Origin of the sequence: Bradyrhizobium sp. JYMT SZCCT0428, assembly GCF_018131075.1 — a bacterium.
GTDB lineage: Bacteria > Pseudomonadota > Alphaproteobacteria > Rhizobiales > Xanthobacteraceae > Bradyrhizobium.
The window spans coordinates 24,346-39,094 of record NZ_JAFCLS010000015.1; the positions used below are offsets into that span (position 1 = coordinate 24,346).

11 protein-coding genes are annotated in these 14,749 nt (G+C 61.4%); 3 read left to right on the forward strand and 8 right to left on the reverse strand.

The genetic code is table 11. The features are described from left to right. Positions 1-75 precede the first annotated feature (75 nt). Together JQ575_RS17130 and JQ575_RS17135 are read left to right on the forward strand one after the other, a co-directional pair. Positions 76-3,528, forward strand: coding sequence for an AAA family ATPase (locus JQ575_RS17130; RefSeq protein WP_212034405.1), 3,453 nt, complete (start codon positions 76-78; stop codon positions 3,526-3,528). Positions 3,529-3,764: 236 nt separating this feature from the next. Further along, a complete protein-coding gene (locus tag JQ575_RS17135) occupies positions 3,765-4,043 on the forward strand; it encodes a hypothetical protein (protein WP_212034406.1) in 279 nt (92 codons plus the stop codon). Between the two features lie 257 nt (positions 4,044-4,300). Here the strand turns inward: JQ575_RS17135 and JQ575_RS17140 are convergent, their stop codons facing one another. The 3 genes from JQ575_RS17140 to JQ575_RS17150 all read right to left on the reverse strand — a co-directional run bounded on the left by JQ575_RS17140 (position 4,301) and on the right by JQ575_RS17150 (position 7,537). After that, entirely contained in the window at positions 4,301-4,534 is a 234-nt protein-coding gene (locus JQ575_RS17140) for a hypothetical protein (protein ID WP_192737929.1), read from the reverse strand. Beyond that, on the reverse strand, positions 4,504-5,658 hold the full coding sequence (locus JQ575_RS17145) for a hypothetical protein (protein WP_212034407.1): 1,155 nt from the start codon (positions 5,656-5,658) through the stop codon (positions 4,504-4,506). The genes JQ575_RS17140 and JQ575_RS17145 overlap by 31 nt, the downstream gene beginning before the upstream one ends. Before the next feature lie 211 nt (positions 5,659-5,869). Then, positions 5,870-7,537 carry a sulfatase-like hydrolase/transferase gene (locus JQ575_RS17150; RefSeq protein WP_212034408.1) on the reverse strand — a complete coding sequence of 556 codons (1,668 nt, stop codon included), beginning with the start codon at positions 7,535-7,537 and terminating at the stop codon, positions 5,870-5,872. A 107-nt stretch (positions 7,538-7,644) separates the two neighbouring features. On the opposite strand from JQ575_RS17150, the gene JQ575_RS17155 reads away from it, so the two are divergent. After that, positions 7,645-8,460: a bifunctional 2-polyprenyl-6-hydroxyphenol methylase/3-demethylubiquinol 3-O-methyltransferase UbiG gene (locus JQ575_RS17155; protein WP_212034409.1), complete on the forward strand. Its 816-nt coding sequence runs from the start codon at positions 7,645-7,647 to the stop codon at positions 8,458-8,460. Positions 8,461-8,517: 57 nt separating this feature from the next. Here JQ575_RS17155 and JQ575_RS17160 read toward each other — a convergent pair whose 3' ends face one another. The 5 genes from JQ575_RS17160 to JQ575_RS17180 form a co-directional block, all read right to left on the reverse strand. Next, positions 8,518-10,431, reverse strand: a complete 1,914-nt coding sequence (locus JQ575_RS17160; protein WP_212034410.1) for a diguanylate cyclase — start codon at positions 10,429-10,431, stop codon at positions 8,518-8,520. 231 nt (positions 10,432-10,662) lie between these two features. After that, positions 10,663-11,946: a cystathionine gamma-synthase family protein gene (locus JQ575_RS17165; protein ID WP_212034411.1), complete on the reverse strand. Its 1,284-nt coding sequence runs from the start codon at positions 11,944-11,946 to the stop codon at positions 10,663-10,665. A gap of 267 nt (positions 11,947-12,213) precedes the next feature. Further along, the gene (locus tag JQ575_RS17170; RefSeq protein ID WP_212034412.1) at positions 12,214-12,402 is read right to left on the reverse strand and encodes a hypothetical protein; all 189 of its coding nucleotides are present in this window, start codon (positions 12,400-12,402) and stop codon (positions 12,214-12,216) included. A gap of 122 nt (positions 12,403-12,524) precedes the next feature. Beyond that, on the reverse strand, positions 12,525-13,280 hold the full coding sequence (locus JQ575_RS17175) for a hypothetical protein (protein ID WP_212034413.1): 756 nt from the start codon (positions 13,278-13,280) through the stop codon (positions 12,525-12,527). A 162-nt stretch (positions 13,281-13,442) separates the two neighbouring features. Beyond that, positions 13,443-14,747: a sorbosone dehydrogenase family protein gene (locus JQ575_RS17180; protein ID WP_212034414.1), complete on the reverse strand. Its 1,305-nt coding sequence runs from the start codon at positions 14,745-14,747 to the stop codon at positions 13,443-13,445. Positions 14,748-14,749 lie beyond the last annotated feature (2 nt).

A 14,749-nucleotide genomic window follows, 5' to 3' on the forward strand; every position in this document is an offset into this window, starting at 1 on the left:
GGAGATCATATCACTGGTGGTGCTTCGCGGTGCCGGCTCAATCCGAATTCCCCCTCGGACGGCCGCCTTCGCCAATTGAGCTACACCCGAAATACTGACTTGTTGCCAGTGGTGCTGGACGCTACCTTTGATTGCCCGATTTTTCGATTACCCTATTTTTTCCTGGAAGCTCAAATGATCTGCCCGGGTTGCCAGCACGAAAACAGCGCGGAAGCGAAATTCTGCGAGGAATGCGCTTTCGCCCTGGCACCTGCTTGCACGAATTGCGGCGCCCAGTATTCACCCACGGCCAAGTTCTGCTCGCATTGCGGTCACCCCACGGGCCGGAGTGTGCCGACGTTCTTGTCTTCGCGCTCTTTGGCGCTGAGACCGCCGACCCCGCGCCACCTCGCCGAAAGGATCCTCACGGCCAGAGCCGAAGTCGAGGGCGAGCGCAAGCAGGTCAGCGTGCTGTTCGCTGATATCACGGGGTCATTGGAACTGATCTACGGCCGGGATCCCGAGAGCGCGCAGGCGATCCTCAATCCCGTGCTCGAGCAGATGATTGAAGCCGTCCATTACTATGAGGGGACGGTCAACAGGCTTTTGGGTGACGGGATCATGGCGATCTTCGGCGCGCCATTGGCCCACGAGGATCATGCCGTGCGCGCTTGCTACGCCGCGCTGATGATACAGGAATCTGCCGCAGAAATGGCGGATCGTGCCGAACAGCCGCTCAAAATCCGCGTTGGGATCAACTCCGGGGAAATTGTCGTCTGCGCCATCAGTAAAGATCTCGATATGGAATACACCGTCGTTGGCGAGACCGCGCATCTGGCGGCTCGTATGGAGCAGATGGCGCGGCCCGGCTCGATCCTGACGACAACGCAGACCATCCGTTTGGCGGAAGGATACATCACCGCGCGGCCTCTCGGTCCGATGCCGATCAAGGGACTTGCCGAGCCCGAGGAGGTCTATGAACTCGTTGGCGCAGGCCCCGCACGCACCCGTTTGCAGGCGGCAACCATTCGGGGGCTAACCCAGTTCGTTGGCCGCGAGACCGAACTGGATCAGCTCCGCCGTGCCCAGCAACCGGTGGCCACCGGGGCGGGCCAATTGGTCGCGGTTATCGGCGAGGCCGGCGTTGGCAAGTCGCGTCTCCTTTATGAGTTCACCCACTCGCATCGGCTGCTTGGCTGGTTGGTTCTCGAGACCACAGCGATCTCGCTTGGACGAGGAACGAGCTACTTGCCCGTGGTCGCGCTTCTCAAGAGCTATTTTGCGATCCAGGACCGGGATGAGCAGCACGAAATACGCCGCAAGGTAGTCGAGAAAACAATCGCGCTCGACGAAGGGCTTGAACCGACGCTTCCCGCGCTATTGGCGCTGCTCGACATCCCCGTCGATGACGCCGGCTGGCACGCGCTCGATCCGGCTCAGCGCCGGCGCCGCTATCTTGACGCCGTAAGAGGCCTGATCCTGCAGGCAGCTCGCAAACAGCCGGTTCTCCTGATCTTCGAAGACCTTCATTGGGTGGACAACGAGACGCAAGCATTGCTCGACGCGCTCGCGGGCGCTCTGGGTACGGCTCGCCTGCTGCTGCTGGTCACCTATCGTCCCGGCTACCAGGATGTCTGGGGCTCCAGGCCAAACTACCGTCAGGTCAGGTTAAGCGCGCTGCCGACCCATGACACCCATGATCTGCTGGAGGTGCTGCTTGGCCGGGATCCCGAACTTGATCCGCTCAAGCAGCTTCTTATGGGGCGCGGCGGCAATCCGTTCTTTCTCGAGGAAACTGTCCGTGCCCTGGTGGAAACACAGGCCTTGTCGGGAGAACGAGGTCACTATCGGCTGATGCGCCCGATTGGAAACATTCAGGTTCCACCCACGGTACAGGCCATCCTGGCGGCGCGCATCGATCGGCTTCTCCCCGGCGACAAAAATCTGCTGCAGATCGCGTCCGTGGTGGGCCGGGAGATTCCGTTGGCGGTGCTTCGGCCCATGGCCGATTTCACCGAAGAAGCACTTGAGCATGCGCTCGAACATTTGCAGACGGCCGAGTTTCTCTTTGAGACCGGACTTTACCCGGACGTTGAATATTCATTCACGCATGCGCTCACGCACGAAGTGACCTACAATGGGCTGCTGCGGGCACGGCGGAGCTCGCTCCATGCGCGACTGGTCAACGCGATAGAGACCTTGTATCGGGACCGGCTCGGCGAACATATCGAGCGGCTGGCGCAGCATGCCGTTCGTGGTGAGCTGCTGGAGAAAGCTGTTCGATACCTCCGGCAGGCCGGACAGAAAGCGCTGTCGCGTTCGGCGCTCGAGAACGGACGGGTCTGGTTCGAACAGGCCCTCTCCATCCTCGAGAAAGTGCCCGAAACCAGGGAGAATATCGAACTTTCCATCGATATCCGGTTCGATCTGCGCAACTCGCTTCACCCGCTGGGCCACCTCGAGCGATGCCTGGATCACCTTCAGAAGGTGCAGGTGCAGGCCACGCAGCTCGGCGACAAGCGAAGACTTGGCCAGGCTTCATCGTTCCTGTGTCAGTATTACCGCCTGATGGGGGAGCTCGATCCCGCCACCGAAGCCGGCGAACGCGCCATGGCGATCGCGGAAGAGCTCGACGAACTGCCGCTGCGGATGGTGGTGAGCGGACATTTTGCGGCCCTGTGTGCCGCCAGGGGAAATCACCGTCGCGCAGCAGAGATACTGGACGCGGCCGTTGAGCGCCTTCGCGGCGACATTGCCACCGAGATGATGGGCACCACGGGGGTTCTTGGCGTATTCATGCGCGGATATCTTGCGTGCTCGCTCGCCGAACTCGGCGAGTTTGAACGCGCTGCGTTTTTCGCCAAGGAGGCCGTCGAAATCGCCGAAAGCGCGAACCAGGTCTACAGCCTTGCCTTTTCCTATTACTGCAAGGGCACCGTTCTGGCGCTGCAGGGCAACGTGGCGCAAGGCATCGTGGTGCTTGAGCAGGCCCTCAATCTCGGCCGCTCGTGGACGCTTCCCCTGGTGCTGCCGCTCATCGGCCTAGCGCTCGGGCACGCTTATTGCCTGGCGGATCGAGCGGACGAGGCGATCGCGCTGCTGGAAGAAACCGAACGCGACGGAAACACCATGCATCGCCTCGGTGGCCACGCCATGATTCTGGTTCGCCTGGGCGAAGCCTATCTACAGGGCGCCCGCACGGCCGACGCAGAGCGAACCGCCCGGCGAGCGCTCCTGATTGCGCGCAAACAAGGAGAGTACGGTTTTGAAGCCTACGCGCTCCGACTCCTTGCCGAGCTTGGACTGAGTGACCCCTCCCCTCTCGACGAGAGCGAAACCAATTTTCACGAAGCCCTCCGAAAGGCCGAGGCGTTCGAGCTGCGTCCCCTGGCGGCTCAATGTCACCTCGGGCTCGGAAAACGCTACAGATCGGCCGGCCAGAGCGGAAGCGCCGAGCAGCACCTCAATGCGGCCGCAGTCCTGTTCCAGCAACTTGGCATGCAATTCTGGCTGGAGCAGACGCAGTCGCAGCTTGCTTCATTGTCCTAGAGCGTTTTCCAGCGAAGTGGACACCGGTTCGCGTGAAGAAAACGCGTCAAAAAAAGAAGCTAGAGCCCCGTTCCGATTCCATCGGAACGGAACAGGCTCTAGTCCAGGCTCGAAAAGGGGAGCCGGAAAAGGAAGACGCCATATCCGGCGCAAACCCCCCTTACGAGGGATTTGTTGATGGTTCGGTAATCTTCTGCATTCAAGATTCCGGCAGTTAGTTGCGTTGGAGTACCGCTTTGGAAAATTTTGACGAGCTGCGCGACCTCGCGGCGGACGTTCGCACATTCATTGAAAACTCAAATGACCCGGCCGCCGCATTGAGGGATGTGGTCGCGGCCTATGATGTTGTTTTGGGCATCTTCCCCTCGGAACAGGGAATGGGTCTGCACGTCGTCAAGGGCGGCAGTTTGCTTGACCGCCTCGCTACCCTTCAGTCGAATGCCCTCTATAGTCACACCGCTATTGCCTTGCATAGCCGGGAACAGGCGGTTCAGCTTCAAGCGCTGGTGGCTTAAAGGCGCCCCTGGAGGGGAGCCTTTTCGTATCGGCTCCGACCTAAGCGCATCATGTCCTAGCGGCGCTTCGCAGCCTTGGCTTGCGGAGCTGCTTCGCAGCCTTGGCTTCCGGGGCGGCAACTTCCAGGGCGGTGACCTCCAGTCCGCAAGCGCTGGCCAGCGCTCGCAGCTCGAGTTGAAGGGCCTCGAGCTCATGGCTGTCGAGGCCTCCATCGATTGCGAGCACGGTGACGACCGGATCCCGGATCTCGGGAGACTTACTTCTTGGCGGCCTTCTTTTTCTTGGCAGCTCGCTTCTTGGCTCTTGCTTCCCTTGCAAGACGGTCCTTTTTTGCGGCCGCGGTCGCTTTCCACTTTTTCTCAAAATCCTTCACTCCCGCGACGAACTGACGAAGCATCGCCTTCCCTTCGGCGCTCTTCGGCGTGACCGCCACCCGAATATAGGTACGGCCTGTGGTGCTTATCTTCTTGTTGACTTGAATGTACGCCATCCGCTCTTGCCCCTTCCCGTTGTTTTCAGGCGGCCCCGATCCGAGGCTGCCCCTTGCCAAGTACTTCGAATGCTATCAGCGAATTGGGATGCGTGGAAGATGCGCGGCGCGCTGTCGAGGTCTCGCATCATGTACCAGTCCGGCGTGGCCTCGTAGCTGTCTTCGATTTTGACCTTCAGGCCTCGCGCCAGCTGAACAATGGTGCGGGCCATGTTGTGCTTTCCGACCATGTCGAAAATGTTGGTCGAAGACGTAAACCTGCCGACGCCGATTTCCGTGATGCAGGGAATGCCGCGCACATCCTCCTTGAGATCCACGCTGAAAACGCCGGACGCCCTTGCATCAAGCAGCTTGATGGCCCGCACGCAGGTGTCCACGACTTTCGGTTCGAAGACCGTCTTGGCCAGCCCCGCCACCGAGGAGACCCGCGACGGCTGGCTGCCCATGCCAAGATAGGAAAGCCGTTCGTAGGTCTTGACGAGCACCAGCTCGCCGTCCCTCCAGACGCTCTGGCAGCCGAAATCGCGGCCCGGCAAAAACTCCGACAGCAAGAACGCCGCGACCGGCACGCCGCGCATCTCCTTCCAGTATCTGATCCAGCTCCGTGCCTGCTCGGCGGTCTGGACCGGCAGCGCGCCGAGCGCACCGGCCCCGCTCCGAACCCGGCACCACAACGGTCTGCCGCCTTTGAGCTGCTGGAAGATTTTGGTGACGTTGTTCAGATCTCGCACCGGATAGGTTTCGGGCGCGTCGATGCCGTTGCGGCGCAACAGTGAAGCGAGACGGTACTTGTCGCGGGCAACACTCAGCACGGCCTCGCTCGGCAGGAACAGATATTCGCCGAGGGTCTTCCGTGCGCGCGACAGGCTCTCGACATCGGAATCAACGGTCGGAATGATGAGATGCAGGCGTTCGGTCTTCATGATCCAGCGCAGCACCTCGCTCCATTCCGGGTGATCGGCTGATGGAACGAGGTAATTCCTGTCGGCGTCGGATTTCTTCAGGGCGAACTGGTCGTCGTTGCAGCCAACGATGAAGGAAGAGCCGGCGCCGGCCCGGATGCTGCGGGCCAAATTGTTACTCGAACCGTTACCCGCGCTCGTAAACAGCAATCGCGCAGCCACCAACTTCTCCCGTATCGCTTAAACTATGATCTCGCCTGAAAGGAAGCTAACGATGAACCTTATGAGGGTATGCAACAAATCCTGCTGAAGCAACCAAGCACGGGCCGTATCCCACAGCGACAAGCATTCGCGAAGCTCGCAACGGGACGAGGCTGCTGGCGCAGCAGCGGACGTTCGGCAAGCGGGCGATGTGGGCCCCTGCTGGGAAGGTTTAGCGCTGGTATCGCACGGCCGGTGCCACGTCGATCACGCCCAGATCAACCAGGGTACGGTGAAACCGGCGTTTCCGTTCCGACGACGATGCGAAATAGGCGCCGCCGCACTGATCAAGCAGGCTCGCGCGCGTCGCGAAGATCTCATCCAGCGGCAGACCGGCATGCTGCAAAGCCACGGTGCCGAGAAAGGCGATATCCAGATCCGGGCCGCGTCCACGCGGAACTCGATCGGGGAAGTCATTCAAGGTTTCGATGGCGTAGAACGTGCGGAACTGCCGCCTCGCGTCCGGGCCGAGCTTGAGTTTTCTCTCGATCCGCCGCGTCATGACGGGCTGATGATCGCCATAGTGCACAATGAGAGTCGGCCGCCTTGGAAAACGGGAGGAAAGCTCGGACTTGAGCTTATTCCAGGTCACGGCGGTCTCGACCAGCCGCGCGTAATACTCGGTATAATGTGCATCGGGAAGGCTCGCGGCAGCAAACGCCCGCTCGCCTTCAAAGCGCCCGGCGGCAACCAGGTTTCGGTTGTGCGGGCCGTGATTGAAGTTGGTCAGCGCATATAGAAAGCGAGGTGAGGCATCGTCGGCCATGCCTTTCATATGCGCATTGAGCGCGGCACCCAGAAACAACGCATCGGAATGTGTGGTTTCGAAACGATCGACGTCGAAGGGCGGCTCAAAATCATCCGTGAAGAGACGTTCGTTGATCCCGATTGAACGGTAGAACCTGTCATAGCTGAGAAAGCTGCGACGGCAGCTCGAAGTCAGCATTGTTCTGTATCCAAGCGCCGAAAGCGTCCCTGGAAGACTGCTATGGAAGCGGCCGGCCCCGCGCTTGAAGAGAAAATAGGCGTTCGAACCGAAGCTCGCGCTTGAAAGGCCGGTCAGCAGGCTGAATTCCGATTGCCACGATCCTCCGCCGAAAATATCCACGTTGAGGCTGCCATGGAGTCCGTCTTTCGGTGACAGAAACGACTCGACAATCGGCTCAACCGGGAGACCAAACAGGCGTGGATCGAAGATCGACTCGTGCTGGATCACGATGATGTCGGGATAGTCGAGGCTGCGCGCCGGCACCGCCGCCATCAGCGGCAGCGGGTCTTTGGCGATATCGCTCAGCGCGAGCCCGCCGGACGGCCGCCAGGAAAGCGGGTTGAGCAGCGAAGCGATGAAGCTGGAAAGAAAACAGCGGCGGAACGCCGCATTGCGCTGGAAAGTTACCGGCCCGCCGCTCGCTTTGTAGGCTGCCGCCAGGCCAATACAAGCCACGCCGAAAAACAGGATCTGGAGTTCAAACGGCACTGGCGGTCCGCGCACGTAAATCACGGTCGCGACCGCGGCCAGCATGAGTGTGATGCTTCCCGCCAGAGCAGCCGTCAGTGCAAGCGGATACTGCACCAATAAAAATGGAACTGTTCCCGCAAAAGCCAGCGGCAAATCGGTTGCAATGAGTTTGATCCCGCTGTGATTATATTTGACTCTCGATGCTCCGAAAATTGCCGCCGCCACGATGGATGACAACAGGATCGCGCGTTCCAGATCGCCAACGACAAACAGCAGCATTGCGGTGCACAAACACAGCGCAGCCGCAGCCAAAGTAAGATGCTCAAGGCTGCGTTCCGCCAACCAAAGCACGGCGAGAGCGATCAGGATGATCAGGGCCAACGACATCTCGATAGGATGCCAGAGGAATGATTTGGCGTCCACGATCGCAAAGCGGACATTCGCGAAGCACATTGAAATCTGTTAGGGGTCATCACGATGGAGCAGACATGACCGACCCCTTCGACATCAATCGCCGGAACTGGGACGAGCGCACCGTCATTCATGCACGCGATACCAACGGTGAATACATGCTCGACCGGTTTCGGGCGGGCGAGGATGCGCTGAGTGCGATTGAAGTGGCGGAACTCGGCGACATCAGGGGAAAGCGCGTCCTGCATCTGCAGTGCCATATCGGCCGCGACACGCTGTGCCTGGTGCGGCGCGGCGCGACGGTTACCGGGCTGGATTTTTCCCCGCCCGCGCTGGATGTGGCACGGCGCCTCTCCAATGAGACCGGGCTGAAGGCTGACTTCGTCGAGGGGACCGTCGATCAGGCCCCTGCCCTGACGCCCGGCCCGTTCGATCTCGTTTTCACCACCTGGGGCACCATTTGCTGGCTGCCCGATATGAAGAAATGGGCACAGACCATTGCGACCGTGCTGGCGCCGGGTGGCGAGCTCTATTTCGCGGACGCGCATCCCAGCTTCACGGTGATGGAAGAATTCGCCGGCAGGTTTGTTCCCACCTACGACTTTCAAACGCCTGCCGACCGGCCGCTGCAATTCGCAAACGAGACCACCTACACCGGCGATCCCACGATCATGTCGCATCGATCGACCCGCGAGTGGATCCACTCGCTTTCGGCCGTGCTCGGCGGCCTGATTGATGCCGGACTGACGATTACGATGTTCAGGGAGCACGAAGTGTTGCCCTGGCGCGGCCTGCCAAGCCTGGTGCCGGCATCGGAAAGGCTGTGGCGGCTTGCCGATGACGTGCCGCGCATGCCGTTGTCGTATTCGGTCAGGGCCAAAAAGACTTCGTGAAGTCAGCCAAGCGCCAGATCGAAAATGGCGACGCGTCTCGCCTCACGCGGTCTTGTATCAAGCGCTTTTGACATCAGGCCAGGCGACGACTTGTCCTGACATGACCAGCCGATCACGTCCTCCATTCTTGGCCGAATAGAGCGCCCGATCCGCTGCGGCAATCAGGGCCGCGTGCTCGGTCATGCTCTGGGCCGGGACATTCGTCGCACCGCCGAGACTGACCGTAATGAGTTTGGAAGGCGGGTTGAGCGCGTGCAGCATGCCGAGTTCAAGAAGCGCTTCACGCACCTTCTCGCCGACCTGCATGCAGCCTTCCGAATCGGTGTTGGGCAGGAGCAGCACGAACTCTTCGCCGCCGTAGCGGGCTGCCAGATCAGCCGGCCTGCGAATTTGCGCGTCCAGGATCCGCGCCAGCGCGCGCAGGCAGGCGTCTCCGGCCTGATGACCATAGTGATCATTGAATTTCTTGAAATGGTCGACGTCGATCAACAACAGCGATAGCGGCGTGCCATCGCGCCTGGCGCGCGCCCATTCCTCCGACAGGCGCTCGTCGAAATGCCGTCGGTTGGCCAATCCCGTCAATCCATCGGACGTGGCAAGGGCCGCCAGCTTGTTCTGCAAATCCTGCTGCTCCGTCATGTCGCGCGAGATTGCGACCACGCCGTCGATCTTGTTGGTCTCGGCCGCCCGCGTCACGCGCAGCGCCGTCTCGACCCAGATTTCGTTCTTCTCGCGGTGACGGACGCGATAGATGAGCCGCGCCTCTTCGGCCTCGCCGTTTTTCAATGAAGCGATGGCTTGCTCAACCCGCAGCCGGTCCTCCTCATTGATTGCCGCAAGGGCCGGCGCTCCCAGCAACTTGGCGGGGTCGTGGCCGAAAACGCGGGCGCATGATGGCGAAACGTAGAGAATCCGCTCATCCAGCCCGATACGCATCACCACATCGCTGCACTGTTCGGCCAGCAGGCGAAAGTCCGCCTCCTTGGCCACAAGGGCTGCCGCCATGCGCTGGCGCTGCAGCAGGTAACGCACGAAAGCAAAGCCGGTCAGCGCAATCACCAGCAAGAGGCCTGCGACGACAGCCAGCCGTGTGAACGATTGCTGGCGCCATGGCTCCAGCACATCGTCCTGCGCCTTGGTCGCCAGAACCAGGATGGGATATCGGCTGCTCAGCTGGTAGAAGCTCAACCGCTCAAGTCCGTCCAGCGGCGATTTGAAGTAATAGACGCTGGCACTGGGGCGGTCTTTCAGGGTCCGGAACAATGGCGACTTGGACATATCGCGTCCGACATTGCTGCCGTCTTCGTCACGGCTGCGCGCCAGCATGATGCCATCGGCATTCAACAGCGACACCGAGCCGTTCGGTCCGATGTCAAATCGCCGGTAGAATTGCGTGAAATAGGCCACGTCGATGCTGGTCAACACCACGCCGGCAAAACTGCCATCGGGATGATTGAAGCGACGGGACAGGGTGATGATCCATTGTCCTCCCGAACGACTCTTGACCGGCCGGCCGATCAGCGTCCCGCGCTCGGTGGAAGCGCGATGTTGCTGGAAGTAGTCGCGATCGCCGTTGTTGAGACCGGCCAGATTGACGTCTTCGGTGGTTGCGAGCCAGCGGCCGGTTTCATCATAGACGAAGATCCCGCGGATACGTTGCCGGTTGTACTTGCGCGATTGAAGAAACGTCCGGATCTTTTCGAGTGCTGCGGGGCTGGTTCCGCCGGTCTCCATGCGGTCAACCATTCCGGTTAGAATGGTGTCAGCCAGGTCAAACGTATCGTCGGCATGCTGCGTCAGCGAACGGGCAAGATTGGCCATGTCCACTTCTGCGTTCTTCAGGTCGACCTGCCGGGACTCCCATTCGCGCCAGCCGCTTAGCGCGAGAATTGCAACGCAAGCCAACGCCACAAATCCCGCCGCCCACAACGGGATATGTGCTTTGCCAATTTCCCGGCGGCTGGTGATCATCTTAAGGCTGCTCCGATCCGAGCAAATTTCCATGGAGGGCTTAACGCCGCGTTGCCTCTACGACAGCAACAGCAGAGTGGGTGAGCGTTTCACCCTCGCGCTGGATCGGATGTTAGGAATTGTGATCGTATTTCATTAACCATGGAGGTCGCTTTGGGCACGGCCCGCGGCAAGCTGCCCCAGAGGGAACGTCGTCCCCCGGCACGAGCGGGCACCAGGCGAGGCGCACAGCTACGCCGCGTTCAGGGCCTGCGCGATATCGGCGATCAGATCGGACGGATGCTCGATGCCGATCGACAACCGAATCGTGGAGTCGAGCACGCCGATTTTCTGGCGGATGTCGGCTGGAACGCCGGAATGGGTCATGCTCGCCGGCAGGCTGGCCAGCGACTCGGTGCCGCCGAGACTGACCGCCAGCTTGAAGATCTGCAGCGCATTGAGGAATTTGAAGGCGGCGGCCTGGCCGCCGACAATGTCGAACGAGAACGTCGAGCCGGCGCCGGTGCATTGCCCCGCGAACAGACGCCCGGCCGGCGAGTTCACATCGTGATGGCCGAGGTAATGGACATGCGCCACCTTGGCGTGGTCGCGCAGAAAATCCGCCACCAGCCGTGCGTTGGCGTCGGCCTTTTCCATGCGGATGCTCAAGGTCTCAAGCGACCTGGAAAGCATCCAGCAGGAATGCGGGTCAAGCTGGGTGCCGATCGCGCCGCGCAGCGCCTTGATGTCCTTCATCAAGGCTTTTGAGCCGAGCGCCGCGCCCGCGATCAGGTCGGAATGGCCCCCGATATATTTGGTCAGCGAGTACAATGACAGATCCGCGCCGTGTTCGATCGGCCGCTGAAACACCGGCCCGAGCAGCGTATTGTCGCACGCGACGATCGGCGTGTGATCCTGCGCCTCGCCGATGTTCTCGGCGACGCGGCGGACCATCGCGATATCGACGAGGCCGTTGGTGGGGTTGGCCGGCGTCTCAATGAAGATCATCGAAACCCGTCCCTTGCGCATGGCGTCCTCCGCCGCCAGCTGCACCGCGGCTTCGTCGATGCCGTCGGCAAAACCCACCGAGCTGATCGAGAGGCCCGCAAGCGTTTTCGTGAACAGGGTTTCCGTGCCGCCATACAGCGGTTGCGAGTGCAAAATGACGTCACCGGGGCGGACGAAGGCGAGGATCGCCGTCGAGATCGCCGACATGCCGGACGAGAACAGCGCGCATTTCTCGGTGCGCTCATAGACCGCAAGCCTGTCCTCGACGATCTCGCTGTTGGGATGATTGAACCTCGAATAGACTAGGCCGGCGCCCATCCCCTCGGGCGGCTCGCGCCGGCCCGAGACGAAATCGAAGAAATCCTGGCCGTCTTCGGCGGTCCGAAACACGAAGGTCGAGGTCAGGAACACCGGCGGCTTGACGGCGCCCTCCGACAATTGCGGATCGTAGCCGTAGTTCAGCATCAAGGTTTCCGGATGCAGCATGTGGTTGCCGATATGGGTCTTGGACGGAAACGGTTTCACCATGGCCTGCCTCGCTGGCTGCATTTCAGAAACGTTCCCCTTTGTGGGGGTCGTCAAAGACGGCGCGCCGGTCGCGTTGGGACGTGACGGCGTCCAACGACTCGGGTCACCGATCTCTGGAGCAGCCTAGCAACATCCGGGGATGAATTCACTGCGTTCGCAGGCAAGGCGATCACGTCGCCCGTGCGAGATGCTGTCGCAGCCGGGCCGGCAAAAGCGGCACAAGGCAAGAAATGAGGCAAGAAAGTTCGTCGCTTCGACCCAGACTGGTCAGCGCTCGGACCGCATATACGGGCTGCGCTCGGATATCTGCTTCAGTTCCGGCGCAACGTCCATCGTCTGGGTCACGTGCTGCGCTATATTGGTTCGCTTCGTGTTGGCCGGATTGCCCACAAACGCCCACATGACCACGCCAATCGCGAGCGTCGCGCCGCTTATCACCCCGATGTCTCGCTTCATTGCGATCTCCCGTTTTGTTTTCGGGTGTGCGCAAATCAAGCCAGCGGCTCGTGGTCGAAGTGTGGCTAATGCAAGATAGGCCGGCCGATCCCGGCAATGTGATGGCTGGACCGCGGCAGCGCTCAGCTCTTGCTTGGCGTGGCCGCGTCCGCAGACAATTTGCCGAGCATGGCGGTGAGTTCCTCATCGGCGCTGATGATCGTCTTGTTGCTGTCTGCCTCGCCCGCTGCAGGATCCACTGCAGTTGACGGCTCGGCGGGTGTGCCGGCAGCTGCCTGTCTGGCCGGTTCGACCGGCGAGGACGCGGAATCGGGCGATTTTTCGGAAAGCTTTAATGTCGACTCCGGCAGAGGGCTCGGCGGCCGACGGGCTGTCGTCGAGCTGCCAGCCGGATTGGGCGGCCTGGCGTCGTCAGCCAGCCTGCCATCGCCATGCGGCGCAACACTCTTGCTTGCTCTTCCGATGATGCCCTCAACGATGGCGGGAAGGCGCTGCTTGTCTATGTCAGCCAGGTATTCGCCGGCTAACTCGTCGACATATTGCTGGCCGTAGTCGGCCAACACGGAGGTTACCCGCGCGAGATCGACATCGCTTTCAACAAGCTGACGCCATGCCTGCATGTCATAGGAAACCGCCGGTGGGCTTATCGGCTTCGGGGGGTCGCGAGAGACGAGCGGTTCAGGAACCGGAGGCTGCGCCATGCTCTCATCGGCCGGAGCCCGGCTTAACGTTGAGACACTGACCCGCCGTCGCCTGTTCTCTGCCACCAGGAGTGACAGCAGGCCGACGCCCATCAGCAGGAACCCAACCGTCGCCCATACCAGCGTGACGCAAAGCAGAGCCCCGGCAATCAGCAATATCCATCCGGCAACGCGCACTAACAGGCCTTCTCCACCACACGGGCCAAATTCAACTGCTAAACGTGAGCGCTAATTCTCAACGCTTCCGGCAAGCTGCGCAACACAAGATTGCCGCCAGATCCGGTGACGGCCGGCCGGCCCTTTCGTTCGCCGATCCAGCCGTCGCGGGCGTGCAGTCTGCTACGCGCCGGTGACGCGCCAGATCACGTCGCCGACATCGTCCGCCATCAGCAGCGACCGGCCGTCGGGACCGACCACCACCCCGACCGGTCGTCCATAGGATTCCTTCTCGTCGGGCGCGAGGAAGCCGGAGAGAATATCCCGCGCCGGCCCTGACGGACGCCCATTCTCGAACGGCACGAAAACGAGCTTGTAACCGCTCAGCGTGCTGCGGTTCCAGGAGCCGTGCTGGCCGATCGCCATGCCATCGGGAAAGCCCGGCAGCGTGCCAGCGGGCACCCAGCAAAGACCGAGCGAAGCAGTGTGCCCGCCGAGCGCATAGTCCGGCGTGATCGCTTTGGCGACCATGGCCGGATCCTGCGGCACGCGATCGTCCACCGTCTGGCCCCAGTAGCAATAGGGCCAGCCGTAGAAGCCGCCCTCGCGCACCGAGGTCAGATAGTCAGGAGGGGTCTCGTCGCCGAGGCCGTCGCGCTCGTTGACCACAGTCCAGAGCACACCGGTCTGCGGCTCCCAGGCCATACCGACCGCATTGCGCAGGCCGCCGGCAAAGATACGGCTGGAGCCGCCGGCGAGATCGAGCTCGTGGATCGCGGCGCGGCCTTCTTCCACTTCCATGCCGTTGTCGGCAATGTTGGTGAGGGAGCCGACACCAGCGTAGAGCTTCTTGCCATCCGGGCTCGGCAGCAGGCTCCGCGTCCAATGTCCGCCCGGCTTGAAGGTGACGAGTTTGCGACCTGTTGCCGTGATGCGGTCGGCATTCGCCACATAGGGGAATGCCACCACGCCATCGGTGTTGCCGACATAGAAATTGTCGCCCACCAGCGCCATGCCGAACGGCTGGTTCAGCCCCTCCATGAAGACCCCGCGTTTTTCGGCGACGCCGTCGCCATCCGCATCGCGGAGCAGCGTGATGCGGTTCGCGCTTTCGCCAAGCGCCGCGGCCCGCCGCATCGTCGCCTGCATCGCATAGCCGAACACGTTTCTGACCGGACCTGGGACCTGGTTCGACTCCGCAATCAGGACGTCGCCGTTGGGCATCACGTTGATCCAGCGCGGATGTTTCAGGCCGGTCGCAAATGCATTGACCTTGAGCCCCGGTGCGGCCGTCGGCTTCTGCCCCTTGTCCCAGCCCCTCGCCGACGGCATCTTGAGCGTCGGAATGGCGCCCTGAGGCTTCGCCTCCGGCACCACAGGCGTGCTGCCCCAGGCAGGTGCAGGCGCCGCGCCCTGCAATTTGCGCCAAAACAAGGCAGCCGCGCCGATCAGCGCGACGATACGCGCAAAAATTGCAGAAAAGTTCATGT

What these genes read in the sequence shown, in the direction of transcription:
- JQ575_RS17180 (WP_212034414.1), bottom strand. Translation starts at nt 14,747, where the DNA reads ATGAACTTTTCTGCAATTTTTGCGCGTATCGTCGCGCTGATCGGCGCG.
- JQ575_RS17140 (WP_192737929.1), bottom strand. Translation starts at nt 4,534, where the DNA reads ATGGCGTACATTCAAGTCAACAAGAAGATAAGCACCACAGGCCGTACC.
- JQ575_RS17165 (WP_212034411.1), bottom strand. Translation starts at nt 11,946, where the DNA reads ATGGTGAAACCGTTTCCGTCCAAGACCCATATCGGCAACCACATGCTG.
- JQ575_RS17155 (WP_212034409.1), top strand. Translation starts at nt 7,645, where the DNA reads ATGACCGACCCCTTCGACATCAATCGCCGGAACTGGGACGAGCGCACC.
- JQ575_RS17160 (WP_212034410.1), bottom strand. Translation starts at nt 10,431, where the DNA reads ATGATCACCAGCCGCCGGGAAATTGGCAAAGCACATATCCCGTTGTGG.
- JQ575_RS17170 (WP_212034412.1), bottom strand. Translation starts at nt 12,402, where the DNA reads ATGAAGCGAGACATCGGGGTGATAAGCGGCGCGACGCTCGCGATTGGC.